At 38.9% G+C, this 25,145-nt stretch carries 28 protein-coding genes and 2 pseudogenes; all 30 read left to right on the top strand.

Annotation, left to right across the window (positions count from 1 at the left end; translation table 11 throughout):
* The first annotated feature begins 8 nt into the window (after window positions 1-8).
* On the top strand, window positions 9-548 hold the full coding sequence (hslV, locus tag P8610_RS15440) for an ATP-dependent protease subunit HslV (RefSeq protein WP_289495706.1): 540 nt from the start codon (window positions 9-11) through the stop codon (window positions 546-548).
* Between the two features lie 21 nt (window positions 549-569).
* Window positions 570-1,964, top strand: a complete 1,395-nt coding sequence (gene hslU / locus P8610_RS15435) for an HslU--HslV peptidase ATPase subunit (protein ID WP_289495705.1) — start codon at window positions 570-572, stop codon at window positions 1,962-1,964.
* A gap of 24 nt (window positions 1,965-1,988) precedes the next feature.
* Window positions 1,989-2,768, top strand: a complete 780-nt coding sequence (gene codY / locus P8610_RS15430; RefSeq protein WP_066240763.1) for a GTP-sensing pleiotropic transcriptional regulator CodY — start codon at window positions 1,989-1,991, stop codon at window positions 2,766-2,768.
* A gap of 438 nt (window positions 2,769-3,206) precedes the next feature.
* Window positions 3,207-3,593, top strand: a complete 387-nt coding sequence (gene flgB / locus P8610_RS15425; RefSeq protein ID WP_394605130.1) for a flagellar basal body rod protein FlgB — start codon at window positions 3,207-3,209, stop codon at window positions 3,591-3,593.
* A gap of 2 nt (window positions 3,594-3,595) precedes the next feature.
* Window positions 3,596-4,042 carry a flagellar basal body rod protein FlgC gene (gene flgC, locus P8610_RS15420; RefSeq protein ID WP_289495703.1) on the top strand — a complete coding sequence of 149 codons (447 nt, stop codon included), beginning with the start codon at window positions 3,596-3,598 and terminating at the stop codon, window positions 4,040-4,042.
* A gap of 12 nt (window positions 4,043-4,054) precedes the next feature.
* A complete protein-coding gene (gene fliE, locus P8610_RS15415) occupies window positions 4,055-4,354 on the top strand; it encodes a flagellar hook-basal body complex protein FliE (protein ID WP_289495702.1) in 300 nt (99 codons plus the stop codon).
* An 80-nt stretch (window positions 4,355-4,434) separates the two neighbouring features.
* On the top strand, window positions 4,435-6,024 hold the full coding sequence (fliF, locus tag P8610_RS15410; protein WP_394605129.1) for a flagellar basal-body MS-ring/collar protein FliF: 1,590 nt from the start codon (window positions 4,435-4,437) through the stop codon (window positions 6,022-6,024).
* Window positions 6,025-6,037: 13 nt separating this feature from the next.
* Window positions 6,038-7,051, top strand: a complete 1,014-nt coding sequence (gene fliG / locus P8610_RS15405) for a flagellar motor switch protein FliG (RefSeq protein ID WP_066240774.1) — start codon at window positions 6,038-6,040, stop codon at window positions 7,049-7,051.
* Window positions 7,044-7,850: a flagellar assembly protein FliH gene (gene fliH, locus P8610_RS15400; protein ID WP_394605128.1), complete on the top strand. Its 807-nt coding sequence runs from the start codon at window positions 7,044-7,046 to the stop codon at window positions 7,848-7,850. The genes fliG and fliH overlap by 8 nt, the downstream gene beginning before the upstream one ends.
* Entirely contained in the window at window positions 7,840-9,159 is a 1,320-nt protein-coding gene (fliI, locus tag P8610_RS15395; protein WP_394605127.1) for a flagellar protein export ATPase FliI, read from the top strand. Before fliH ends, fliI begins: the two co-directional genes overlap by 11 nt.
* A complete protein-coding gene (gene fliJ / locus P8610_RS15390; protein ID WP_394605126.1) occupies window positions 9,159-9,596 on the top strand; it encodes a flagellar export protein FliJ in 438 nt (145 codons plus the stop codon). Before fliI ends, fliJ begins: the two co-directional genes overlap by 1 nt.
* 15 nt (window positions 9,597-9,611) lie before the next feature.
* A complete protein-coding gene (locus P8610_RS15385) occupies window positions 9,612-10,169 on the top strand; it encodes a MotE family protein (protein ID WP_394605125.1) in 558 nt (185 codons plus the stop codon).
* A gap of 16 nt (window positions 10,170-10,185) precedes the next feature.
* Complete coding sequence (locus tag P8610_RS15380; RefSeq protein WP_394605124.1) at window positions 10,186-11,349, top strand: flagellar hook-length control protein FliK; 1,164 nt, start codon at window positions 10,186-10,188, stop codon at window positions 11,347-11,349.
* 7 nt (window positions 11,350-11,356) lie between these two features.
* Window positions 11,357-11,809, top strand: a complete 453-nt coding sequence (gene flgD, locus P8610_RS15375) for a flagellar hook assembly protein FlgD (protein ID WP_394605123.1) — start codon at window positions 11,357-11,359, stop codon at window positions 11,807-11,809.
* Between the two features lie 12 nt (window positions 11,810-11,821).
* Window positions 11,822-12,196 (top strand): TIGR02530 family flagellar biosynthesis protein, encoded by a 375-nt coding sequence (locus P8610_RS15370; RefSeq protein ID WP_289495694.1) that lies wholly within the window; start codon window positions 11,822-11,824, stop codon window positions 12,194-12,196.
* A gap of 85 nt (window positions 12,197-12,281) precedes the next feature.
* Window positions 12,282-13,103, top strand: coding sequence for a flagellar basal body rod protein FlgG (gene flgG, locus P8610_RS15365; protein ID WP_394605122.1), 822 nt, complete (start codon window positions 12,282-12,284; stop codon window positions 13,101-13,103).
* Window positions 13,104-13,152: 49 nt separating this feature from the next.
* The gene (locus tag P8610_RS15360) at window positions 13,153-13,365 is read left to right on the top strand and encodes a flagellar FlbD family protein (protein WP_394605121.1); all 213 of its coding nucleotides are present in this window, start codon (window positions 13,153-13,155) and stop codon (window positions 13,363-13,365) included.
* Window positions 13,366-13,791, top strand: a complete 426-nt coding sequence (gene fliL, locus P8610_RS15355; protein ID WP_394605120.1) for a flagellar basal body-associated protein FliL — start codon at window positions 13,366-13,368, stop codon at window positions 13,789-13,791.
* Window positions 13,792-14,057: 266 nt separating this feature from the next.
* Window positions 14,058-15,050, top strand: a complete 993-nt coding sequence (fliM, locus tag P8610_RS15350; RefSeq protein WP_289495690.1) for a flagellar motor switch protein FliM — start codon at window positions 14,058-14,060, stop codon at window positions 15,048-15,050.
* Window positions 15,044-16,180 carry a flagellar motor switch phosphatase FliY gene (fliY, locus tag P8610_RS15345; protein ID WP_394605119.1) on the top strand — a complete coding sequence of 379 codons (1,137 nt, stop codon included), beginning with the start codon at window positions 15,044-15,046 and terminating at the stop codon, window positions 16,178-16,180. The genes fliM and fliY overlap by 7 nt, the downstream gene beginning before the upstream one ends.
* An 18-nt stretch (window positions 16,181-16,198) precedes the next feature.
* Window positions 16,199-16,562, top strand: a pseudogene (locus P8610_RS15340) (response regulator).
* Window positions 16,563-16,570: 8 nt separating this feature from the next.
* Complete coding sequence (locus tag P8610_RS15335; RefSeq protein WP_394605118.1) at window positions 16,571-17,230, top strand: flagellar biosynthetic protein FliO; 660 nt, start codon at window positions 16,571-16,573, stop codon at window positions 17,228-17,230.
* A complete protein-coding gene (gene fliP / locus P8610_RS15330) occupies window positions 17,223-17,903 on the top strand; it encodes a flagellar type III secretion system pore protein FliP (RefSeq protein WP_394605117.1) in 681 nt (226 codons plus the stop codon). Before P8610_RS15335 ends, fliP begins: the two co-directional genes overlap by 8 nt.
* A 13-nt stretch (window positions 17,904-17,916) precedes the next feature.
* The gene (fliQ, locus tag P8610_RS15325) at window positions 17,917-18,189 is read left to right on the top strand and encodes a flagellar biosynthesis protein FliQ (protein WP_289495686.1); all 273 of its coding nucleotides are present in this window, start codon (window positions 17,917-17,919) and stop codon (window positions 18,187-18,189) included.
* 1 nt (window position 18,190) lies between these two features.
* Window positions 18,191-18,964 carry a flagellar biosynthetic protein FliR gene (fliR, locus tag P8610_RS15320; RefSeq protein ID WP_394605116.1) on the top strand — a complete coding sequence of 258 codons (774 nt, stop codon included), beginning with the start codon at window positions 18,191-18,193 and terminating at the stop codon, window positions 18,962-18,964.
* 4 nt (window positions 18,965-18,968) lie between these two features.
* Window positions 18,969-20,047 (top strand): annotated as a pseudogene (gene flhB / locus P8610_RS15315) (flagellar biosynthesis protein FlhB).
* 23 nt (window positions 20,048-20,070) lie between these two features.
* Window positions 20,071-22,104 (top strand): flagellar biosynthesis protein FlhA, encoded by a 2,034-nt coding sequence (gene flhA, locus P8610_RS15310; RefSeq protein ID WP_289495683.1) that lies wholly within the window; start codon window positions 20,071-20,073, stop codon window positions 22,102-22,104.
* A complete protein-coding gene (gene flhF / locus P8610_RS15305) occupies window positions 22,104-23,228 on the top strand; it encodes a flagellar biosynthesis protein FlhF (protein WP_394605115.1) in 1,125 nt (374 codons plus the stop codon). Before flhA ends, flhF begins: the two co-directional genes overlap by 1 nt.
* Window positions 23,221-24,075: a MinD/ParA family protein gene (locus P8610_RS15300; RefSeq protein ID WP_394605114.1), complete on the top strand. Its 855-nt coding sequence runs from the start codon at window positions 23,221-23,223 to the stop codon at window positions 24,073-24,075. The genes flhF and P8610_RS15300 overlap by 8 nt, the downstream gene beginning before the upstream one ends.
* A gap of 7 nt (window positions 24,076-24,082) precedes the next feature.
* Window positions 24,083-25,129: a protein-glutamate methylesterase/protein-glutamine glutaminase gene (locus P8610_RS15295; protein WP_289495680.1), complete on the top strand. Its 1,047-nt coding sequence runs from the start codon at window positions 24,083-24,085 to the stop codon at window positions 25,127-25,129.
* Window positions 25,130-25,145: the final 16 nt, after the last annotated feature.

Here is a 25,145-nt window from a genome sequence, read left to right as displayed (position 1 = left end):
ATTTTTCAATGTCAACATTTCATGCTACTACAATATTTGCAATTCGGCACAACGGTAAAGCAGCAATGACGGGTGATGGCCAGGTTACTTTTGGAAATGCAGTTGTAATGAAGCATACAGCCAGAAAGGTCAGAAAGCTATATGGCGGAAAAGTACTTGCGGGATTTGCTGGATCTGTTGCTGATGCATTTACGCTGTATGAAAAATTTGAGAGCAAGTTAGAAGAGTTCAGCGGCAACTTACAGCGAGCTTCAGTCGAAATGGCTAAGGAATGGCGCACAGATCAAGTTTTGCGAAAACTTGAAGCGTTGCTTATCGTTATGAACCACGAACATATGCTTTTGATTTCTGGTACAGGAGAAGTTATTGAACCGGATGATGGAATCTTGGCGATCGGTTCTGGGGGTAATTATGCTCTTGCGGCTGGCCGGGCACTGAAGAATCACGCTCCTGAGCTTTCTGCAAAAGAAATAGCTCTTGCATCGTTAAAGACCGCTGGTGAGATTTGTGTTTACACGAACACAGAAATAGTTCTTGAAGAATTGTAAAAAAGTAAAGGAGCGGTTGCAATGAATAGTCAATTAACTCCAAGGCAGATTGTTGAGAAGTTAGATCAATATATTATAGGTCAAAAAGATGCAAAGAAAGCTGTGGCAGTTGCACTTCGTAACCGTTATAGAAGAAGTTTGCTCGATGACAAACTGCGTGATGAAGTTTCGCCTAAAAACATTCTAATGATTGGTCCTACAGGTGTTGGTAAGACAGAAATCGCTAGAAGGCTTGCGAAGCTTGCTCAAGCTCCTTTTATAAAAATTGAAGCTACGAAGTTCACTGAAGTTGGCTATGTAGGACGTGATGTCGATTCGATGGTCCGTGATCTTGTAGAAACTTCAGTAAGACTTGTAAAAGAATTAAGGATGAACGAAGTAAAAGACAAAGCGGAGCAGAACGCGAATAAGCGTCTAGTCGAGCTTCTTGTCCCAGGTAAAAAGACTGAAACAAGTTTTAAAAATCCACTTGAAATGTTCTTTGGCGGCGGAAATCAAGAACAAGAACAGAAACCGCAGCAAGACGATGCTGCTGATCTTCGACAAAAGCGCAATCAGATGGCGCAAAAGCTTGCTCTTGGCGAGATGGAAGATCACCTTGTTACGGTTGAAGTGGATGAACAAAATCCGTCTATGCTAGATATGTTCCAAGGCTCAGGTCTTGAGCAAGTAGGAATGAACATGCAAGACATGATTGGCGGACTTATGCCAAAGAAAAAGAAAAAACGCAAACTGACTGTTCGTGAAGCTCGTAAGGTTTTAACGCAAGATGAAGCAGCTAAATTAATTGATATGGACGATGTTACGAGTGAAGCAGTTTACAAGACAGAACAAACAGGTATTATATTTATAGATGAGATTGATAAGATAGCTGGAAAGAACCAAAACTCTGCGGATGTGAGCCGAGAAGGTGTTCAAAGAGATATCCTTCCAATCGTTGAAGGTTCAACAGTTATTACAAAATACGGATCAATTAAAACAGATCATATCTTGTTTATAGCTGCGGGTGCTTTTCATATCTCGAAGCCATCAGATCTGATTCCGGAGCTTCAAGGAAGATTTCCAATCCGAGTTGAATTAAATAACTTGTCTGTTGAAGATTTTACACGTATATTAATAGAGCCTGATAATGCGATAATCAAACAGTATAAAGCTCTATTGAGTACAGAAGGTATAAATGTTGAATTTTCTGACGATGCTATTGCTAAGATTGCAAGTATCGCATATGAAGTTAATCAAGACACTGATAATATTGGTGCTAGAAGACTTCATACCATATTAGAACGCTTGCTGGAAGATTTATCTTTTGAAGCGCCTGATATAAGTTTAGATCAAATAACCATTACACCCGAGTATGTAGAAGAAAAACTGGCTAACATCGCAAAGAACAAGGATCTGAGCCAATATATTTTATAGGATGCAGTAGGAGGAAGAAAGACAATGAATTTATTAAACAAAGCAAGAAGCATTAACTCAATGCTACAACAAACAGGTGGTAAACAAGTAAACTTTAAAGAGATGGCCGAAACACTTAGCACGGTAATAGAAGCTAATATTTTTGTAGTTAGCCGCCGTGGTAAACTTTTAGGTCTTGCTCTTAAACAAGAAATTGAAAACGAGCGCATGAAGAAAATGATTGAAGACCGTCAATTTCCTACAGATTACACAAAAAATCTTTTCAATATTACTGAATCTCTTTCAAATATTGATGTGGAAAGTGACTATACAGCATTTCCGGTCGAGAACAAAGATCTTTTCTCTACAGGTTTAACTACGATTGTTCCGATCGTTGGTGGAGGAGAAAGACTAGGTACTCTAATCCTTTCTAGACTATCTACTTCATTCGAGGAAGATGATTTAGTATTAGCGGAATATGGTGCAACAGTAGTTGGAATGGAAATCCTTCGTGAGAAAGCTGAAGAAATCGAAGAAGAAGCTCGTAACAAAGCTGTTGTGCAGATGGCGATCAGTTCACTATCATACAGTGAGCTAGAAGCAATCGAACATATTTTTGAAGAACTAGAAGGCAATGAAGGGCTTCTAGTAGCAAGTAAAATTGCAGACAGAGTTGGAATTACTCGTTCTGTTATCGTAAACGCTCTTCGTAAACTAGAGAGCGCTGGTGTAATCGAATCTCGTTCACTAGGTATGAAAGGGACGTACATTAAAGTATTAAACGATAAGTTCTTACTTGAACTTGAGAAACTAAAAACTTCATAATAAGTAGCATTGAAAAACCAATCCCAGTAACTAGGGGATTGGTTTTTTGTGTTTTGGTGACTATTTTCTGAGCAGCATATGCTAGGAGTTTTATGCTCACTCATTAATGTCCAGTAAGCCTTAAAGCTAACTGGACGAGTGCTATCCGAGAAATGCTAGCACTACCTAACAAACAAACACTTTTAATAACAATAATTGTAAAAATATGTCGATGAATGCGAATGTAGTATAGTCGTCCCGCATCAAGCTTGAATATAGGGATTTTATTACTAGAAACGAATTTGGGCACAAAGTCACGGTCGAAATATAGTTCTTTCTATCGAAAAAAGTCATTTTGGGAAAAAATACATAGACACTTTTTGGATATATCACTTAAAATATGATAGTGAGGTAAGAATTTACAATAGTTGAAACATATATAGTAAAAAAGAGGGAGTGATGAACTTGTTCTCTAGCCCTATCATGAAAAACCTGGAAATGGCATTAGATGGATCGGCATTAAAACAAAAAACCATTTCAAATAATTTGGCTAATGTGGACACTCCTGGATATAAAGCGAAAGAAACGGTTTTTAATCAGGAATTAAAAAGAAGTTTACAAGCACATCGAACAGATCCACGTCATTTTTCATTTAGTACTGGATCGGCATCTTCTTATAATGTAAAAGAAAAAGCGAATACAGTGATGAATCATAACGGCAACAATGTAGATGTAGATAAAGAAATGGCAGAGTTAGCGAAGAATCAACTCTATTATCAGACACTTGTTCAGCGTATTAACGGAAAATTCAATTCGATTAAGATGGTTGTTAAAGGCGGGAGATAGATATGGGAGTTTTTGATGCAATGAATGTTTCGGCATCCGGTTTAACCGCTCAACGGCTTAGAATGGATGTCGCTTCATCTAATATGGCTAATGTCGATTCGACACGAGGAACATTTAAAAATGGCAAGTGGGAGCCTTATCAGCGCAAAATGGTTGTATTAGGTTCAGGTGAGTCTAGTTTTAAAACCATGTTTAATAAAGCGGTAAATAAAGGAGAACTTTCGGGAGTTAAAGTAAATCAAGTAATAAATGATCAATCGCCATTCAAGACGGTTTATCAGCCTGATCATCCTGATGCCAACGAAGATGGATTCGTTCTTCTTCCGAATGTGGATCCACTTAAAGAAATGGTTGATTTAATGAGTGCTACTAGATCATACGAAGCAAATGTTACTGCATTAAACGCAGCAAAAGGAATGTACTTAAAAGCATTAGAAATTGGCCGTTAGGAGTGGTGAGACATGGATAAAATTTCAATCGGAGCGCTTCAGAGTATAAGTAATAGTACTCCAACAGCAAAAACGACACCTTTTGAAGCTCAAGAAGACTTTAAGAGCTATCTGAAAGGTGCTTTAGATACGTTAAGCGAAACACAAGCACAATCAAATAATGCTACACAAGCACTGATGAATGGGAATATGGACAACCTTCATCAGGTTATGATAACAGCTGAAAAAGCAAGTGTAACCATGCAAACGACTCTTGAAATCCGCAATAAAGTTGTTGAAGCCTACCAGGAGATCATGAGGATGCAAGTTTAATAATTAATACATATTTCGAAAGATGCATTCTGTTTTGGGGGTAGCTTTTAAAATTTTTATTGTGTTTATCGGGGGAAAAAATGAAAGAAAAATGGATACACATCACCAAGCAAATTACCGAGCGATTTAAAACACGTTCAAACACACAAAAAGGATTAATTCTCGCAGGAATATTCCTTTTTATCGCAGGATTTATTTTTCTAACGGTCATGTTGTCAAGACCTACTCTCGTTCCATTGTACTCGAATCTTTCCCCTCAGGAAGCAGGGCAGATACAAGAGAACTTAAATAGTAAAGGTGTCGCTAATGAAGTTCGAGATGGCGGCAAGACGATCATGGTTCCTGAAGAACAGGTGAACAACCTTCAAGTGCAGCTTGCGGCTGAAGGATTGCCTGAAAGCGGGAATATCGATTTTTCGTATTTTGGAGAAAAATCTGGGTTTGGGATTACAGATAAGGAATTCGGAGTTCTTGAAAGAGAAGCTACTCAAACAGAGATTGCAAACTTGATAAAAAGCATTAATGGAGTTGAAGATGCAAGTGTGATGATCACACTGCCTGAAAGCAGTGTCTGGGTGAATCAAGAAGAAGAAAAAGCGTCTGCTTCTGTCGTTCTATCCTTGGGTGCTGGGGCCAAGTTGAATGAAGATCAAGTAAAAGCACTATATCATCTTGTTTCTAAAAGTGTGGCGAACCTGCCTATGGAGAATATCGTCATTACAGACCAATACTTTAATTATTACGATTTGAATTCAGTAAGTTCCACTTCATCAGCTTCTAAGTATGAAGAACAGCGTAAAATCAAGCAGGATGTTGAAAGAGATCTTCAGAGACGAGTTCAACAGATGCTATCAACCATTATGGGGCAAGGTAAAGTAGTGGCAACTGTTACGACTGACATTGATTTTACTGAAGAAAAACGTGAAGAAACCATTGTAGAGCCAGTCGATCAAGAGAATATGAAAGGCATCGAAGTGAGTGTCGAGCGAATTCGTGAAACATTTACGGGTGAGGGAGCTCCGGCAGGCGGTGTAGGAGGAACGGGTGATCAAGAAGTTCCAACTTATCCTGGATCTACAGCTGGATCAAACGGTGACTATGAAAAAGTTGAAGAGCGTATCAACAATGAAGTAAATAAAATTCGTAAAGAAATTGTTGAAAGTCCTTACCAGATTCGTGATTTAGGAATTCAAGTAATGGTTGAGCCGCCAACGCCTGATAAGCCAGATTCTCTTCCGCAAGAACGTCTGGACGATATTGAACAAATTTTGAGTGCGATCGTTAGGACTAGCATCTCCAAAGATATAAACAATCAGTTGACGGAAGAACAGATTCAAGAAAAGATATTCGTTTCAGCGCAGCCATTTAATGGAAAACAAGAAACAACTCCAATTTCGACTGGAATTCCATTTTGGATTTATGTTGTAGGCGGCATTTTGCTGATCGTTATCATTCTACTAATCTTCTTGCTTTCTCGTAAAAAGAAAACGGAAACAGAAGGTACGATTGAAGACTTTGAGATGGATACGCAAGAAACGTTCTACGTTCCAGATGTAAATAAAGAACAAGGCTCAGAAGGAACGGTACGAAAAGAACAGTTAGAAAAAATGGCAAAAGAAAAGCCAGAAGAATTCGCAAAACTTGTAAGAACATGGTTATCAGAAGAATAGGAGCTAACGAACGATGGCAAAAGGTATGAAAGAGCTGTCAGGTAAAGAGAAAGCAGCGATTCTCGTTATCTCTTTAGGCCCTGATGTAGCCGCACAAGTATATAAACATTTAAGCGAAGAAGAGATTGAACGATTGACACTTCAAATCTCACAAGTTAGAAAGGTAGATTCAACACTTAAAGAAGAAATCATTACACAGTTTCATCAGCTGGCGCTTGCTCAGGATTATATTACGCAAGGCGGCATTGGCTACGCGAAAACGGTATTAGAAAAAGCAGTTGGTAAAGATGAAGCAATGCAGATCATCAACCGTTTAACATCAACTCTTCAAGTAAGACCATTTGATTTTGCCCGAAAAGCGGATCCAGGACAGATTTTAAATTTCATTCAAAACGAACATCCGCAAACGATTGCTCTTATCTTGTCATATTTGGATTCATCTCAAGCAGGACAGATCTTATCTGAACTTCCACAAGAGATGCAAGCGGATATCGCAAAAAGGATCGCGTTAATGGATCGAACATCACCTGAAGTGATTAATGAAGTGGAACAAATCTTAGAGCGCAAACTTTCTGCTACCGTTACACAAGATTTTACACAAGCTGGCGGAGTAGAAGCGGTTGTTGAAGTACTAAACGGCGTTGACCGCAGTACAGAACGAACGATTCTTGACGCCCTTGAAATACAAGATCCAGAACTGGCAGAAGAGATCAAGAAAAGAATGTTTGTGTTTGAAGACATCGTTACTCTTGATAATCGTGCTATTCAGCGAGTGATTAGAGAAGTTCAAAACGAAGACTTGCTTCTCGCTCTTCGTGCCTCAAGTGAAGAAGTTAAAGAAGTTATGTTTAAAAATATGTCTCAGCGAATGGCAGAAAACTTTAAAGAAGAGATGGAATTCATGGGTCCTGTCAGACTTCGGGATGTAGAAGAAGCTCAATCCAGAATCGTTGGGACGATACGCAGACTTGAAGAAGCTGGGGAGCTCGTTATTGCTAGAGGCGGAGGAGATGATGTGATTGTCTAAAGTAATTAAATCTTTTCACAATCACAAAGAAAAAAGTGAAGCTGAAACAGGGCGAGTGGTAATCGGAATCCAATCGATTTCGCATTTTTCTCAAGTTAATGATTGTTTGTTAGAAGAAGATGATGAAACAAAAATTAACAGGTTGAAAAATGAGGCACAAAAGATTCTGGATGAAGCTAAAAAAGAGGCAGCTATCATTACAGCTGCAGCTGAAAGATATAGAGAAGAAAAGCAAGAGATCATGTCCGAAGAAGAGGCAGCTTGGCGAGTAAAATTACAGCAAGAATTTGAAAAAGCTAAAGCAGAAGGTTATGATGCTGGTTTTCAAAATGGTATGGAACAAGGTCACGAAAATTGGCTTGCTCAACTAAATGATGTGAAGCGTTACATGGACCAATTGAGAAACGATTATCACAGTGTTTTGAATGAGGCAGAGCCACAGATGGTTGTTCTTGCGATTAAAGCAGCAGAAAAAATTCTGGGTAAAAAGCTTCAAGAAACTCCAGAAACTTGGATCTCAATTGTAAAACAACTTGTAAAAGAAGCTCGGGAATTTGAAGAAATAAAGTTGTACGTTCCGGCACATTGGTTTGAACTCACTCAAGAATATCGTGAAGAATTAAAAAATATGCTTCAGTCGACCGCAACACTTTTTATTTATCCAGATGAATCGTTATCAGATAACGGTGCAATAATCGAGTTTCCGTTTGGAAAGATTGATGCGACTCTTGATGTTCAGCTAAAAGAAATCAGAGAAAAGCTGCTTGAACAAATTGAGGTGACAGAACATGAACGTTGATCAGCTGATCGACTCACTTCAATCCATTGATTCATATAAACGGTATGGTAAAGTCATTCGGGTTGTTGGGCTGATGATCGAATCAAAAGGCCCCAAAACATCTATAGGTGATGTTTGTTATATCCATACAGGAAACACTAAAAAACTAAAAATAAAAGCCGAGGTTGTTGGCTTTCAGGAAGAAAATGTTTTATTGATGCCTTTTACATATGTAAAGGAAATTGCAGTAGGAAGTTTAGTAGAAGCTACTGATCGCCCTTTAGAGATTAAAGTAGGTCACTCATTAATCGGAAAAGTGTTAGACGGGATGGGGTTACCATTAGACGGCTCTTCATTACCTAGGGGGTTGTTTCGCTTTCCATCTGAAAACGAGCCTCCAAACCCGATGGAACGGCCAAGAATTCATGAAAGTATACAGTTAGGAATACGGTCGATCGATAGTCTTTTAACAGTCGGTAAAGGTCAGCGAGTAGGCATATTCGCTGGAAGCGGTGTGGGGAAAAGTACACTTCTTGGTATGGTGGCAAGAAATTCAACGGCTGATCTTAATGTCATCGCCCTCATAGGTGAACGCGGCCGAGAAGTGCTTGATTTTATTGAAAGAGATCTTGGAGAAGAAGGACTGAAGCGTTCGATTGTGGTGGTGGCCACTTCTGATCAGCCTGCCTTAATGCGGATAAAAGGTGCCCTGACAGCTACAAGCATCGCCGAATATTTCCGTGATCAAGGCAAGAACGTCATGTTGATGATGGATTCAGTCACACGTGTTGCAATGGCTCAGAGGGAGATTGGACTTGCTGTAGGGGAACCTCCAACAACCAAAGGGTATACACCTAGTGTTTTTGCGGTACTTCCAAAATTACTTGAACGATCAGGGACGAACAAGTTTGGCACAATTACGGCATTCTACACGGTTCTCGTAGATGGAGACGATTTTAACGAGCCGATATCTGATACAGTTCGTGGAATTCTGGATGGACATTTTATACTTGATCGAAATTTAGCGAATAAAGGTCAGTTCCCTGCAGTGAACATATTAAAAAGTATCAGCAGGGTGATGAATGACATTGTTCCAAAGAAGCATCGGCAAGCGGCAGAGCGTTTGCGCGAACTATTGTCTTCTTATGTAGAGGCAGAAGATTTGATAAGCATTGGCGCGTATAAAAGAGGTTCATCTAAATCAGTTGATGAAGCGATTCAAATGTACCCTAGTATTTTAACTTTTTTAAAGCAGCAAGTAGATGAAGATGTTAGTTATGAAGACGCCATACAACGGCTGTTGATCGAATTTGGAGGGGATGAACAGTAATGTCATTTCATTTCTCTATGGAAAAAGTATTAACCGTTAAACAGAAAGAGAAAGAATCGATAGAACAAGAGTTAGGAGAAGCTGTTCAAGCATTCGAAAGCGTTGCAGAAGAAATATACAGTCTTTTAAAACGAAAAGAAGACATTGAAAATCTTTCGAATCATCAGTTTCAACAAAGAATTTTCGTCAATGACCTGCAAAATACGCAGCGCTTTCTTTTATCCATGACAAACAAGATTAAAGGATTACAGCCAGTACTTCAAAGAGCAAGAGAAAGAATGCAAATCATACAGCAGAAATTGGTGCAGCAGACGATCGAAGTAAAAAAATACGAAAAGCTGAAAGAAAAACAGTTAACTGCCTATAAGGTGGAAATAACTTCTTATGAAAATAAGCAGAACGATGAATTTTCAGTTTTGCGTTTTGCGAAGTCGTAAAAATCAGGTGATCACATGAAACAAAACGAAAAATCAAGCAAATTGGTTTGGTTTCTATTAGTTATCTTTGTCCCTGCGGTGTTTGCACTTACCGTTTTTGGAATTGTGCTTTCATTTATGGGAGTAGATGTTGTCGAAGAGGCGAAAAACAAGATACCAGTAATCAATACGGTTCTTAAGGAAGATGAACAAGCTGCTGTAACAAGTAACGTACAAGAAAAACAATGGAAATCAAAGTTCGATGAACAAGAAGATTACATTAAGATGCTATCAGCGGATCTCCAAAAGAAAGAAAAGGAAGTCACAGACCTAAAAACCAATATTGCATTGTTAGAAAAGCAAGTGGAAGATGCTGAAGCGAGTGTAAAAGACGAAGAGAATACGCAGTTAAAAAAGCTTTATGAGGCGATGTCAGCAAAAGATGCAGCAGCGGTTTTGACAGAGATGAACAACAACCAAGTTATAGGTATTCTTACGCTGTTACAGTCTGAAACTCAAGCTGCCATACTATCCAAACTTGATGCAAAACGGGCAGCGGAACTTACTGTATTATTGGCAAACAATTCTCTTTAAAAAGGAGGTGAACAACATGCAAATGATGATATCACAGTCAGCTGTTTTAACTCAGCCTTCACCGGTCTCTTCTAATTCTCAAAAAGCAACCAGCGCATCTTCATTATTTTCTCAATTACTTGCATCAACAAGTGTAATTAAAGAAGAAAACGGAGACGGATTGGGTGGAATAATTTTAAACCTGTTATCAGAAGTGCCTGAACTAGATTGGGATGCAGAAGCTATTGATTCAGAAAATGTTCAGACAATATTGAACGAGATGCCGCCCGAAATGAAAGAAATGCTTGAGAAACTGCTTCAGGAACAAATCAATCTTTCAGAAGTCGCTGTTAATCCAGCACAAGAGATGAAGTTAGCTTTATTGTTACAAGCAATAGTTAACGATCAAAACGGCACATTATCTCCTACTGGTCAAAAACAAGTATCAGCCATCATTGAAAAGTGGTTTCCAGGCTTGAAGCTCGATCAAAAAGATTCAATAACGAAACAAGTGGAACAAATTTTCGGGCAAGTAAAAAAGCTTTTGAACGATGAAAGTACTCAAGATAAGACAGCTTTTCTAAAAGTAACAGAAACTTTAACTGCGGTTAAAAAAGTACAAAGTTATGCAGACCAAGCTTTCCAGAGATTTGTACCGACAAAGCAAACAGAACAAACGGTTTCATCCATTAAAGAACTTCAAACAGTACAAAGTCCGCTCACGCCTCTTGAACAATGGACGTTGAAAGTTCCAGTTTCACAAGGAGAAGGACAAAAAGAGCAGTTCATCCGTGACGTTCAGAGAATCATAACTAGTGGAAAAATCATTGTAAATGAAGCAGGGTTTACAAAGATGCATATTCGGTTAACTCCTGAACATCTAGGAACCGTCGAAATTCAGCTTATTCAAAAGCATGGAGAAATTGCAGCAAAGATTATTGCTTCTAGTCAAGGAGCAAAAGAGGCATTAGATGGACAGCTTACTCAGTTAAAACAAGCTTTTTCCAGTCAAAACATTGATTTTGAAAAGGTAGAGGTATTTGTAAAGAGTGACGAGCAATCTTTCGAATTTCATGATCAAGGGAATCAGGGATATGAAGATCAGCAACAAAGCACAGATAAGGGAACAGATGAAACGGAATTAGAGAATTTGTCATTTGAAGAGCAGTTGTCACAAATGGTATTAAACGAAAAGGTGTGATGAAGTTATGACAAAAGTATCTGAAGACCTCATGCTTTCAAGTTACCAAGCAAAAACGAAGCAAACAGGTTCAAATATTTTAGGAAAAGATGATTTTCTGAAAATCTTAATGACACAGCTTCAAAATCAAGATCCAACGAGCCCTATGCAAGATCGTGAATTTATCGCACAGATGGCTAGCTTTTCCTCTTTAGAACAGATGACGAATATGAACCAGACTATGCAGCAGTTCTTAACTTTTCAAACGGAAGCCTCGCTTTTGCAGCAGAGTCAGATGATCGGCAAACACGTTACCTATGAAACGGAAACGGTTGATGCAGAAGGAAACAAAAAGATAGAAGAAAAAGAAGCGGTTGTGAAATCAGTATTGTTTGAAAAAGGTTCTGTACAGCTCGAATTGAGTGATGGAACGAAAATTACAAGTTTTCAAGTAATCAAGATATCAGACCAGGCTAATTAAGGAGTTGATACTATGGGCGAACGGATACACGCTCATCAAATGTACCAGCCGATCCTTTATCCAAAGCAAAGTCAGCAAAAAGATATAAGTCAATCTTTTAAGTCTTTATTCGATAAAGAACTTGTAAATCAGCTCACTGTAAGCAAACATGCTCAGAAAAGACTTCAAGATAGGAACATTACAATATCAGAATTCAGCTGGAACAAGATAAGTGAAAAGATCATGGAAGCAGGACAAAAAGGCATTAAAGATTCTCTAGTTATCATGAAAGATGTCACGCTTGTCGTAAATGCCCCAAATCAGACGGTGATTACAGCGTTAGATAGAAACGAAAGTACATCTCAGATCTTTACAAACATCAATGGTGCAATCGTCATAGACGAATAAAAACGAGCTGGACCTTTACAGGAGGCTCACAAAAACTGCCGAATGACAGACGCAGTTACTAAACCAAGTAAGGGAGATAAAACAAATGTTACGTTCTATGTATTCAGGAATCAGCGGTATGAAAAACTTTCAGGTGAAGCTTGATGTAATCGGTAATAACATTGCTAACGTTAATACATATGGCTTCAAGAAGGGCCGTACAACCTTTAAAGATTTAGTGAGTCAGCAGATTGCTGGTGCAGCGGCACCTGGTGCAGGTCGTGGTGGAGTTAATGCAAAACAAGTAGGATTGGGTTCACAGCTTGCTACTATTGATACAGTTCACACTCAAGGCAGCTTGCAAACTACAGGACGTCCGCTAGATTTAGGGATTTCTGGAGACGGATTTTTCAGACTAGGGACAGGTACGCTTAATGGAACAAATATTACTTTATCAGATACTACATTTTCAAGAGCAGGTAACTTTTATCTTGATCAAAATGGCTATGTTGTAAATGGTGACGGTAAGTTTTTATTAGGCAATGGTAATACAACCATTCAAATTCCTACTAATGCAAAAAGTTTCAGTGTAGGAGCAGACGGTAAGGTTAATTTCATAGATAACGTTGGTGTTTTACAAACTGCTGGACAAATTCAATTAGCTAAATTCTCTAATAACGAAGGCTTGGAAAAAGCGGGCGGTAATGAGTACCGACAAAGTACAAACTCTGGGTTACCTACCACGTCATTCCCTGGTGATGTAGGGGGAGCTGGAACTCTAGTAGCAGGTGCGCTTGAAATGTCCAACGTCGACCTATCTGAAGAGTTCACTGAAATGATCGTTGCACAGCGTGGATTTCAAGCAAATACAAGAATCATCACAACATCCGATGAAATCCTCCAGGAACTGGTGAACTTAAAACGTTAATGTGAAGGGAGGAAGGGTTGAGCAGATTGCTGCTTAGCCCCCAACTCATATGATTACTTTAACTCAGTTGAACGGCAGCACGTTTACACTAAACGCCATATATATCGAACAGGTTCAGTCTTTTCCTGACACCACAATAACGTTAACGACAGGTAAGAAGTTTGTTGTTAAAGAAAGTGAAGATCAGGTTGCTCATAAAATCACAGCATTTTATAGAGACATTAATCTGCTTCCGTTGAGTCAGAAAAAGGAGGGTTTGTAGTTGGGAAAAAAAACCGTAACAATTATGCTTTCCATGCTAGTAGCTATAGGTCTCATAGGCGCTGCAGGCTATTTTGGATTCAAACAATTTTCACCAAAGACGGAAGCATCTGAACCGACTGCTGAGGAATTGGATAAGCTTATGGTACAAACGGAAGAGATGACAACCAATCTAGCAGATCAAGCTTACGTGAAGATCCAGTTTGAGATTCAGGCTGACAATAAAGATGCGAAACATGAGTTAGAAAAAAGATTGTTTCAAGTGAAAAACTTAATCATCTTTGAGATCTCAAACATGAAGACAGAAGAACTATCTGGACAAAAAGGCTTGGTTTCTCTAGAGAATACATTAAAGACAGAGATTAATAAGGTTATGCAGGACGGAAAAGTAGTCAGAGTCTACACAACTCAAAAGATCATACAATAATTCATTTGGCTCTTTTTAAAAGTTTGTTGCTTTTATGTAATTTTGTTCATTCTCTTAACTGCCAAGTTGATTGGAGTGCAAGGTGCGAGACTCTCGGCTAGGACGAGTGGTCAGGTGAGACCCTTTAAGGCGCAAAGCGGCAAGGGGCTCACCGCACGCCCCGCGGAAAGCGAAGCAACCTGGAACGGAAATCAACTACTTACAAGAGCAACAAAGTTTGCGAGAACAGCCATTCATTAAAAACGGCATGAAAAGAGGTGAGACTCTTGGTTGATGTTTTATCACAAAACGAAATTGATGCTCTTTTATCGGCTCTTTCTACAGGAGAGATGGACGCAGAGGAGCTTAAAAAGGAAGAGTCAGAGAATAAAGTTAAAGTTTACGATTTTAAGAGAGCTCTTCGTTTCTCTAAAGAACAAATTCGCAGTTTAACTCGTTTGCATGAAAATTTCGCAAGGCTTTTAACGACTTATTTTTCAGCACAGTTAAGAACTTATGTACAGATTGGTGTAGCTTCTGTTGATCAGCTTCCATACGAAGAATTTATTCGTTCTGTACCAAAGATGACACTGTTGAATGTATTTGAAGCACAGCCTTTTGAAGGACGAATCTTAATGGAAGTCAATCCTAACATTGCATACGCCATGCTTGATCGAGTAATGGGTGGCAGCGGGGCCGGAATGAATAAGATTGAAAACCTGACAGAAATTGAAACGAGAATTATGAGTCAGTTGTTTGAAAACACGCTTGATAGTTTTAAAGAAGCATGGACAAGTGTTATTGAACTAGATCCTTTCATGGTAGATCTGGAAGTTAATCCGCAATTTTTGCAAATGGTCTCTCCAAATGAAACGGTAGTTGTTATCTCGTTAAACACTACAATTGGAGAAACGAGCGGCATGATTAACATCTGCCTTCCGCATGTTGTAATCGAGCCAATCATCCCGAAACTCTCTGTTCATCATTGGATGCAAAATAAAAAGAAAACTAGAATACCAGGGGAAACTGAATTTATTGAACAAAAACTAAAAAATGCACTTTTGCCCTTTAAGGTTGAGTTAGGATCTTCAGAAATGTCGATAGAAGAATTTTTGCATTTATCAATCGGTGATTGTATCGAACTGAATCAAAGAATTAATCAGCCACTTGTCATTAAAGTGGAGAACAACCCTAAGTTTTATGGCCAGCCCGGTAAAGTGAAGAAAAAGCTAGCCGTTCAAATTATAGAAACCATTAAGGAGGATGAGGATCAATGGTAAGTGGAGATATGCTTTCACAAGACGAAATTGATGCTTTGCTGAATGGTGGAAGTGCTTCCTCGTCCGGAGTGACCGAAACCGAGGATTATTTATCTTCTATTGAGCAAGATGCGTTAGGTGAGATCGGAAACATTTCTTTTGGAAGTGCTGCAACTGCGCTATCAACCCTTTTAAACCAAAAGGTAGAAATTACGACACCTACTGTAAGTGTAGTGAAAAGGACGGAATTAAAAGACGAGTTTCCAATTCCTCATGTCGCTGTTCAAGTAACTTACACAGAAGGAATTGAAGGAGCAAACTTACTTGTGATCCGAAAAACGGATGCACAGATCATTGCAGACTTGATGCTTGGCGGTGAAGGAACGAATCCTTCTCCTGATTTCGGTGAACTTCAGCTGAGTGCAGTAGGTGAAGCGATGAATCAGATGATGGGCTCTGCTTCTACGTCCATGTCGACGATCTTTAACAAAAAGGTCGATATCTCACCGCCTAAGATTGATTTTCTGGACGTTGAATCAAACACAAGCTTAATTCCAGATGAAGAGATATTAGTAAAAGTATCATTCAGGCTCAAAGTGGGTGAACTGATCGATTCAAATATCATGCAGTTAATCGATGCAGATTTCTCTAAGAATCTAGTACATAAACTTATGAATCCTGAACCTGTGATGCAGAATGAACCTGTTGCAGATTATGTTCCTCAGAAAGAAGATGCTGCACCAGCGCAACCTTACACTCATTATGAGGAGCCGGTTCAGCGAGAAACAAGACCGATGGCTGCACCTTCCTATCAGCCGCAGATGAGGGATGTTTCCGTTCAGCCTGCAAGCTTTTCAGACTTTGGAGATTTTGAATCGAACCAAACGGAGACAAAGAATCTAGATATGCTGCTGGATATTCCGCTTCAAGTAACAGTTGAATTAGGAAGAACGAAGAAAACGATTAAAGATATCTTAGAAATGTCTCAAGGCTCGATTGTAGAGCTTGATAAATTAGCAGGTGAACCAGTAGATATTTTTGTTAATCAAAAAATGATCGCAAAAGGCGAGGTTGTTGTTATTGACGAAAACTTTGGAGTTCGTGTAACAGAGATTTTAAGCCAGCGTGATCGCTTAGAAAAATTGAAGTAACTAACGGAGGTAAGTGTAATGGGAGAGCGTATTTTAGTTGTAGATGATGCAGCATTTATGAGAATGATGATTAAAGATATTCTAGTCAAGAACGGTTTTGATGTTGTAGGTGAAGCGGCAGATGGTGCGCAAGCCATCGAGAAGTTTCAAGAGTTAAAACCTGACTTAGTAACAATGGATATTACAATGCCTGAGATGGATGGTATCTCAGCATTAAAAGAGATCAAAAAAAACAAACCCCGATGCAAAGATCATTATGTGTTCAGCGATGGGTCAGCAAGCAATGGTAATTGATGCGATTCAAGCAGGAGCAAAAGACTTTATCGTAAAGCCATTTGCAGCTGATCGCGTTATTGAAGCGATTAAGAAGACTTTAGGCTAAGAAGTTCGATGTATAGATGGTTAATCAGTATTTTTGCAGCAGTTTGCCTTTCGTTTGTACCATACAGCGTACAAGCGGAAGGCAGCGGTTCAGGAAAAAGCGTCTGGGACTCAGTAAATGACTCTAGTCAAAAAAGCAACAAAGAACAAACACCGCAAATGAATACAGCTAACACTTCTGATGGCGGAAGCACTTTTATGATGCTTGTTAAACTAGTTTTTATGCTCGGAGTCGTTCTAGCGATCTTGTTTTTTGTATTGCGTTTTATCCAAAAAAAGTCTGTTCGTTTTCAAGATGGGAAGAACTTGCAGTCTTTAGGCGGGATCGGTATTGGGCAGAATCGTTCTGTTCAGCTTATCAAAACTGGAAATTCAGTATTGGTAGTCGGTGTTGGGGATACGGTGAATCTATTAAAAGAGATTACAGATGAAACCGAAGTTCAAATGATGCTCGATCAGCACCAGGCTCAAAACACGGCTCAAAACGTCTCAGCGATAACGAGTCATTTAAAATCAAAATGGTTAAAAAGTAAAGATGAAACTCGTGATGAAGGTGGAAGCAGTCAGGCAGTTTCCTTTAAAAATATGCTGAATTCAATTGTAGAGGACAAGAAGGAACAACAAAGAGAAATTCAGAAAGCACTAGAGAAAGGGAAACATCATGAATGAATTTATTCCTGGTTTAGATTTGGATTTTATAAACAATAGCGATCCAGCCAATATGGAAACAACCATTCAGCTTTTGTTGCTCTTAACTGTGCTTTCGCTGGCTCCTAGTATTCTGATTCTCATGACATGTTTTACGAGAATCATCATTGTCTTAACTTTCGTCAGAACATCGCTCGCAACACAGCAGATGCCGCCTAACCAGGTACTAATTGGTATCGCCTTATTCTTAACTTTTTTTATTATGGCACCTGTTCTGCATGAAGTGAACAAAGAAGCTGTTCAGCCTTTAGTAAAAGGTGAGATTAGTCAGGAAGAAGCTTTTGATAAAGGAAGTCTTCCGATTAAAGAATTTATGGCAAAGCACACAAGGCAGAAAGATCTCATGTTGTTTATGGAATATTCTGGAGCAAAAAAGCCCGAAAGTATTAAAGATATCCCTTTAACCACTCTAGTGCCAGCTTATGCAATCAGTGAATTAAAGACGGCGTTTCAAATTGGATTTATGATTTTTGTACCATTTTTGATTATTGATATGGTCGTTGCTTCTATTTTAATGGCTATGGGGATGATGATGCTGCCTCCTGTTATGATATCACTGCCATTTAAGATTTTATTATTTGTACTAGTGGATGGCTGGTACCTCATCGTCAAATCATTGTTATTAAGCTACTAGGGCAGGTGGAAAGATGGATTCTCAATTTGTAATATCTTTGGCTGAAAAAGGGGTATACATGACTTTGCTTTTATGCGGACCATTACTCGCATTAGCACTGGTTGTAGGTTTGATCGTCAGTATTTTTCAAGCCACCACACAGATTCAGGAACAGACACTCGCTTTTATTCCAAAGATCGTGGCGGTTTTAGTAGGACTCGTTTTTTTCGGACCTTGGATGCTGTCACAAATTTTAGGCTTCACATCAAATATCTTTCAAAATTTACACAATTACATAGGATTATAAAATGCTAGAGTTTACTGCTTTTCCTGCCTTTTTATTGATCTTAACTAGAGTATCGGCATTTTTTTTAACAATTCCTGTGTTTTCGAATAAAAATTTACCCGTAGTTCACAAAATAGGACTTTCATTATTTTTATCATGGATCATGTTGTATGCGATAAACCCAGATCCCGTTTCTATAAATGGTTCGTTTCTTCTGTTGGTTATAAAAGAAGCGATGATCGGGCTATCAATTGGTTTTGTTGCAGCGATTGTGTTTTATGCGATCCAAGTGGCTGGTGGATTCATTGATTTGCAGATGGGGTTTGCTATCGCGAACGTCTTTGACCCGCAGACTGGCATTCAAACTCCGCTAATGGGTAGGTATCTATACACATTTGCGATCCTATTCTTACTAGCTACTGATGCCCATCATATGCTGTTAGACGGTATCTTCTATAGCTATAAGTTTCTGCCGCTGAATTCTGCCATTGCTAATTTTGGGAATGGCGGCATGACTAGGTTTGTAATCAGTGTATTTTCTGGAATGTTTCTAGTTGCTCTGCAGATGGCCATTCCGATTGTAGGAACTTTATTTTTAGCTGACTTAGCACTCGGTATTGTAGCGAGAACGGTCCCGCAGATGAACATATTTGTTATTGGACTTCCTGTAAAGATTTTAATCGCACTTGTTTTATTTTTAGTGATAATGCCAGCATTCTTCGTATCTGTTCAATTGCTGGTCGATCAAATGCGAGACAGTATGATTAATTTAATGAAATTGTTAGGGGCTGCTTAAGCTGATGAAATACCCTTTTCACCTGCAATACTTTTCTCAAGAAAAAACAGAAAAAGCGACTCCAAAAAAAGACAGGAAAGCCGTAAAAAAGGTCAGGTTGCTAAAAGTGCGGACATAAATGCAGCTCTTGTATTGTTTGTTTCGGTTATGTCTTTAGCTTTTATGGGGAGCTGGATGGGAGAGCGTTTGCTTCATCTCTTTTCATACAGTCTTGAAAAAAAGCTTTTATATGACGTAACAGAAACGAGCATTCCAAAGCTTTTCTGGGAACTCTCAATGGAAGTTGCCCTAATTCTAGCACCTGTGATGATTGCAGCAATGGCAGGTGGGGTACTAGCGAACTATTTGCAGGTTGGGTTTCTGTTTTCAACAGAAGCGATTCAGATGAAACTTGAACGGATCAACCCTTTATCAGGCTTTAAAAGAATCTACTCTGTTCGTGCGCTAGTTGAACTTTCGAAATCGCTTCTAAAAATTTTGTTCATAGGCGGCGTGACTTTCTTTGTTCTCTGGATGGAGCGGGATGTTTATTTAAGAATGAGTCTTGTAAGTATCGAGGCGTCACTTCCAGTCTTTGGAGGCTTGGCAATAAAGATGGGATTAGCAGCTTCACTCGTTTTACTTTTTCTTGCGTTTCTTGATTATATGTATCAAAAATACGATTTTGAAAAGAACATTAGGATGTCTAAACAAGATATAAAAGATGAATACAAAAAATCCGAAGGTGATCCAAAGATAAAAGGAAAGATCAAGGAAAAACAAAGACAGATGGCTATGAGGAGAATGATGCAAGAAGTCCCTAAAGCGGATGTTATCATTACTAACCCTACACATTATGCGATCTGTTTAAAGTATGACGATGGCAATATGGATGCTCCAGTGGTTGTAGCCAAAGGAGTGGATATCATTGCTCAAAGAATTAAAGAGATCGCAAAAGAGCATAACGTAGCAGTTGTAGAGAACAAACCTCTAGCCAGAACGTTGTATGCACGAGTTGATATCGGTCAAGTGATTCCAGAAGATCTTTTTAAAGCAGTAGCAGAAATATTAGCCTTTGTGTACCGAGTTAAGAAAAAAGCGTAAGGAATGAATAGGAGAGTTTACAGATGAAAGCTAGAGACATGAGTGTTTTAGCAGGGGTAATTTTAATTATTGCCATGCTCGTCATACCACTTCCAACCTTTATGTTGGATTTCTTAATCATAACAAATATATCTCTGGCACTTTTAATTATATTGATTGCCATGAATACTACACAGCCTCTCCAATTCTCTATATTCCCGTCATTGCTTTTGCTAGTGACTCTTTTTAGACTTGGGCTAAACGTTTCGACAACAAGAAGTATCTTATCTACGGGCAATGCCGGCAACGTAGTACATACATTCGGTGAATTTGTAGTCGGTGGAAATATTTTAGTCGGTATTGTTGTATTCTTTATCCTGATTATCATTCAATTTATCGTTATAACGAAAGGATCAGAACGTGTATCTGAAGTAGCAGCAAGATTTACGCTCGATGCAATGCCTGGTAAACAAATGAGTATCGATGCGGATCTTAACGCTGGCATGATTTCTGATCGGGAAGCGAAAGAAAGACGTGAAACAATTGAACGCGAGGCAGATTTTTATGGGGCGATGGACGGTGCGAGTAAATTCGTAAAAGGTGATGCAATCGCTGGTATTATTATCGTTTTAATCAACATGTTATTTGGAATTATAATTGGAATGCTTCAAATGGGGCTTAGTTTTGGTGAGAGTGCAGAATTGTTTACGAGAATGACCGTTGGTGATGGATTGGTCTCGCAAATACCAGCACTTATCATCTCAACTGCAACGGGAATAATCGTGACACGAGCAGCTTCAGAAGGAAATCTTGGTTTTGATATCAGCAAACAATTACTCGCCTATCCGATCATGCTTTTTGTGGCTGGCGGAACGATTATTATGCTCGGATTGTTCACACCAATCAATGACTTTTTCACGATTACGATCGGAGGAATTCTAGCAGTCGGGGGTTATCTGCTTTTAAAAGCAGAACGAGAACAAAAAGAAAAAGAAGAAGTGGTAGAAGAAGATATTCAGACTGAACAACTGAAGAGTCCTGAATCTGTTGTAAACCTTCTTCAGATCGATCCCATTGAGTTCGAATTTGGCTACAGCTTAATACCGTTAGCAGATACCTCACAAGGCGGGGACTTGTTAGATAGAATCGTCATGATCAGAAGACAGCTAGCTCTAGAGCTTGGCATGATTGTGCCGGTAGTCAGAATCAGAGACAACATACAGCTGCAGCCAAATGAATACAGAATCAAAATTAAAGGCAGTCAGGTCGCAAAAGGTGAGCTGTTGCTGGATCATTATTTGGCGATGAGCCCTGGAATTGAAGATGAAGAAGTACAAGGTATAGAAACGATGGAACCTGCTTTCGGTCTTCCTGCTATCTGGATCGGTGAAGAGATGAAAGAGCGCGCCGAATACTCAGGGTACACTGTCGTAGACCCGCCATCTGTTGTTTCAACACATTTAACAGAAGTGATTAAAAAGCACGCTCACGAATTGATCGGCAGACAGGAAACGAAACAGCTGGTAGATCATCTAAAAGAATCATACCCAGCAATAGTAGAAGAAGTTACCCCAGATGCGCTTACGATCGGTGAAGTTCAAAAAGTACTATCAAAACTCTTAAGAGAAAGAATATCCATTCGAAACTTAGCAGTTATTTTTGAAACATTAGCTGATTTTGCAAAAATGACAAAAGATACAGATTTATTAACTGAGTATGTAAGACAAGGTTTGTCCAGACAGATATCTAAAAGTTACACAAATGAAAATGAACCATTACATGTGATTACATTGGGCGGGTCAGTCGAAAAAAAGATAGCCGACGCGGTTCAGCAAACAGAACACGGAAATTATCTTTCTCTTGATCCTCACGATTCACAGTCCATTTTTGACAGCATCACAAGAGAATTGGAATCTGGCAGAAGCTTCGACCAGTCAGTTGTACTGTTGTGTTCTCCTGCAGTAAGAATGTACGTGCGTCAGCTGATTGAAAGATATTTACCAGATGTGGCGGTATTATCGTATAACGAATTAGAACCTGAACTCGAAGTGAAAAGTGTAGGGGTGGTGAACATCTGATGAAAGTGAAGAAATATACAGCACAAAACTTGCCGGAAGCTATGAAACTAGTTAGAGCAGACCTTGGCAGCGGTGCTGTCATCTTAAATACAAGAGAAGTACAAGTTGGGGGACTATTCGGTTTTTTTACAAAAAAGCAATTTGAAATCTTTGCAGGATTAGATCAGGACATCGATTATCAGCAAACAAAAAAACAAACAAAAAATAGTGTGAGAGAACATCAGCAAGTTCCTATTCCGGATGAAGAGCTGACTCAAGAAATTCGTCAGTTAAAGAAAATGGTTCACACACTTACGATACAAACGAAACAAACGGAAACCAAGGCTCCTTTAGTCGAAGAATGGGAAACGTTCTTAAAAAATCAAGAGCTTGATCCTTTGATTCTTGGCGAACTTGTTGCAGCTTTTTCGAGTAAATACGATGGTCTCGAAGGAGATGAAGCCAGTCAATACGATTGGAATACATGGATTACAAACTACTTAGGTTCCCGTATGAAGAAAAGTGAGTTTGGTGGATTTCATTACGAAACAAAATTCTTAAACTTAATTGGCCCTACTGGAGTTGGAAAAACAACGACCATCGCCAAGATAGGAGCTAAAGCTGTTCTAAAAGATGGTAAGAGAGTGGCGTTTATTACGACAGATACGTATCGAATTGCCGCGATCGACCAATTGAAAACATATGCAGAAATCCTAAACATTCCGTGTGAAGTGGCTTATACTGCAGATGATTTTAAGAAAGCAAAAGAAAAATTTAAAGATTTTGATCTTGTGCTAGTTGATTCTGCGGGCAGGAATTTCTTGAATCGCTTTTATATAGAAGAATTGCAGCGTATTGTCCATTTTGATAAAGACATGAAAAATTATCTCGTTCTATCGTTAACTTCAAAGTACAGAGATATGGAAACCATCTATAACCAGTTTAAGAGTTTGCCCGTCCACAAGGTGATTTTCACAAAGAAAGATGAAACTAAGACCTTTGGTGCATTGATGAATCTACCCATCTTAAATGGTGTGGGAATCGGATATGTTACAAACGGACAGAACGTTCCTGATGATATGTTTGAAGCAAAGGCGGATGAACTGATCCAAATGCTAATAAAGGAAAAAGCGAATCATGATTGATCAAGCTGCAAGTCTCAGAAAACAAATAACAATATCCACCAAAAGTGCAAGGGTGATTTCTGTTGTTAGTGGTAAGGGTGGAGTTGGCAAAACGAATGTAACCGTCAATTTGGCACTTTCCTTAATACAAATGAAAAAAAGAGTTCTCGTATTGGATCTGGATGTTGGAATGGGGAACGTCGATCTGATTCTTGGTAGAAGATCGAATAAGCACATTATGGATATGCTCCAAAACCAGCTGTCAGTATGGGAGATCATTGAAGAAGGAAAAGATGGTCTTCATACAATTGCGGGTGGGAGAAATTTCGGCTCACTTGCACAGGTCACTGAGGATATGCTGAATCATTTTGTGAAACAGCTTGAAGAGCTTGAAAAATTTTATGACTTTATTTTCTTAGACATGGGTGCTGGTGCAACAGAAACAGCTCTAAAATTTGTATTATCTAGCCATGAAATCTTAGTCGTTGCAACACCAGAAATCACTTCATTGACAGATGCCTATTCTATGATGAAGTTCATCTATATAGAAGATAAACATCTTCCCTTTTACTTGGTCATCAATCGTTATGAAAACGAGAGAGAAGGAAGAGAAACTTTTAACAAATTAAAACATGTATGCCAGCAGTTTTTAGATAAAGAGCTGATCTGTCTTGGAAAGATACCATTAGACCAGAGTGTATTGGAATCTGTAAAGAAGCAAGTTCCATTTACAATTAACAAGCCAGCATCTTCAGCTTCAAAAGCTATTTCCGACCTTGCACAAGCTTACGTTGGGGCTGCTGCAGATCAAAGAGCATCTTATACATCTTTTATCAACAGGTTAAAGTCACTATTTTTTGAGAGGTAGAAGCTGCGTGAAACAAATCAAAGTGTTAATTGTAGACGATTCTGCCTTTATGAGAAAACTTATAAAAGAATTTTTAAGTGAAGATCCTAGAATCGTTGTTCTTGATACAGCTAGGAATGGACATGAGGCAATCGAAAAAACGGAAAAATTAAACCCAGATGTTATTACAATGGATGTAGAAATGCCCATTATAAATGGCATTGAAGCAGTTAAAAGTATCATGAGGAGTCATCCGGTGCCGATTATAATGCTTTCGAGCACAACAAAAGCCGGTGCTGAAAATACCATGTTAGCAATGGAAGCAGGAGCGATAGATTTTATTGCTAAGCCATCTGGTGCCATTTCCTTAGATCTGCACAAAGTAAGGGAAATCTTAATTGAAAAAGTAATCGCTTCATCTAAAGCAAATGTTGCTGCGAAACGTTCTAGAACTGAAAACAGACTTGTTACTAAAATCAGCAGGAAAACGATAAAAAAGAACGATCTTGAAAAACTCATCCTAATTGGTACATCAACGGGTGGTCCGCGGGCTTTACAAGAAGTGATTACGAAACTTCCGGCAGATTTAGACGCTCCAGTAGTTGTTGTTCAGCATATGCCAGCAGGATTTACTCACTCGTTAGCCAATCGGTTAAATTCTTTATCTCAAGTGCACGTTAAAGAAGCGGAACATAATGAAACATTGAAAAAAGGCACTGTATACATAGCGCCAGGCGGAATGCATATGAGAGTGAACGAGAAAATTGGACAGCTTTTTATAACACTAGATCGAGAAGCCCCAGTTGGAGGACACAGACCCGCTGTAAATGTACTTTTTAGTTCTGCTGCTAAACTAAAAAACTATCAAAAGATTGCAGTGATCATGACAGGAATGGGTTCAGATGGAACAAATGGCATTTTAGATCTCAAAAAAAATGGGGAAACGATCGTGATAACAGAAGCTGAAGAATCGTGCATCGTATACGGCATGCCTAAAGCTGCGGCTCTAACCAAAAAAGTAGATGAAGTGGTTCACCTGGAATCTATTGCACTAGCTATTCAGAACTATTTGTAAAATAGGAGGAATTATA

This window comes from Fictibacillus sp. UD, assembly GCF_043558025.1.
Classification (GTDB): Bacteria; Bacillota; Bacilli; order Bacillales; family Fictibacillaceae; genus Fictibacillus.
This window is presented reverse-complemented; position numbering and strand designations above follow the sequence as displayed.

Excerpts from the sequence above, each read along its gene's own strand:
- hslV (WP_289495706.1), top strand. The coding sequence starts at position 9 with ATGTCAACATTTCATGCTACTACAATATTTGCAATTCGGCACAACGGT.
- hslU (WP_289495705.1), top strand. The coding sequence starts at position 570 with ATGAATAGTCAATTAACTCCAAGGCAGATTGTTGAGAAGTTAGATCAA.
- codY (WP_066240763.1), top strand. The coding sequence starts at position 1,989 with ATGAATTTATTAAACAAAGCAAGAAGCATTAACTCAATGCTACAACAA.
- flgB (WP_394605130.1), top strand. The coding sequence starts at position 3,207 with ATGAACTTGTTCTCTAGCCCTATCATGAAAAACCTGGAAATGGCATTA.
- flgC (WP_289495703.1), top strand. The coding sequence starts at position 3,596 with ATGGGAGTTTTTGATGCAATGAATGTTTCGGCATCCGGTTTAACCGCT.
- fliE (WP_289495702.1), top strand. The coding sequence starts at position 4,055 with ATGGATAAAATTTCAATCGGAGCGCTTCAGAGTATAAGTAATAGTACT.
- fliF (WP_394605129.1), top strand. The coding sequence starts at position 4,435 with ATGAAAGAAAAATGGATACACATCACCAAGCAAATTACCGAGCGATTT.
- fliG (WP_066240774.1), top strand. The coding sequence starts at position 6,038 with ATGGCAAAAGGTATGAAAGAGCTGTCAGGTAAAGAGAAAGCAGCGATT.
- fliI (WP_394605127.1), top strand. The coding sequence starts at position 7,840 with ATGAACGTTGATCAGCTGATCGACTCACTTCAATCCATTGATTCATAT.
- fliJ (WP_394605126.1), top strand. The coding sequence starts at position 9,159 with ATGTCATTTCATTTCTCTATGGAAAAAGTATTAACCGTTAAACAGAAA.
- P8610_RS15385 (WP_394605125.1), top strand. The coding sequence starts at position 9,612 with ATGAAACAAAACGAAAAATCAAGCAAATTGGTTTGGTTTCTATTAGTT.
- P8610_RS15380 (WP_394605124.1), top strand. The coding sequence starts at position 10,186 with ATGCAAATGATGATATCACAGTCAGCTGTTTTAACTCAGCCTTCACCG.
- flgD (WP_394605123.1), top strand. The coding sequence starts at position 11,357 with ATGACAAAAGTATCTGAAGACCTCATGCTTTCAAGTTACCAAGCAAAA.
- P8610_RS15370 (WP_289495694.1), top strand. The coding sequence starts at position 11,822 with ATGGGCGAACGGATACACGCTCATCAAATGTACCAGCCGATCCTTTAT.
- flgG (WP_394605122.1), top strand. The coding sequence starts at position 12,282 with ATGTTACGTTCTATGTATTCAGGAATCAGCGGTATGAAAAACTTTCAG.
- P8610_RS15360 (WP_394605121.1), top strand. The coding sequence starts at position 13,153 with ATGATTACTTTAACTCAGTTGAACGGCAGCACGTTTACACTAAACGCC.
- fliY (WP_394605119.1), top strand. The coding sequence starts at position 15,044 with ATGGTAAGTGGAGATATGCTTTCACAAGACGAAATTGATGCTTTGCTG.
- P8610_RS15335 (WP_394605118.1), top strand. The coding sequence starts at position 16,571 with ATGTATAGATGGTTAATCAGTATTTTTGCAGCAGTTTGCCTTTCGTTT.
- fliP (WP_394605117.1), top strand. The coding sequence starts at position 17,223 with ATGAATGAATTTATTCCTGGTTTAGATTTGGATTTTATAAACAATAGC.
- fliQ (WP_289495686.1), top strand. The coding sequence starts at position 17,917 with ATGGATTCTCAATTTGTAATATCTTTGGCTGAAAAAGGGGTATACATG.
- fliR (WP_394605116.1), top strand. The coding sequence starts at position 18,191 with ATGCTAGAGTTTACTGCTTTTCCTGCCTTTTTATTGATCTTAACTAGA.
- flhA (WP_289495683.1), top strand. The coding sequence starts at position 20,071 with ATGAAAGCTAGAGACATGAGTGTTTTAGCAGGGGTAATTTTAATTATT.
- flhF (WP_394605115.1), top strand. The coding sequence starts at position 22,104 with ATGAAAGTGAAGAAATATACAGCACAAAACTTGCCGGAAGCTATGAAA.
- P8610_RS15300 (WP_394605114.1), top strand. The coding sequence starts at position 23,221 with ATGATTGATCAAGCTGCAAGTCTCAGAAAACAAATAACAATATCCACC.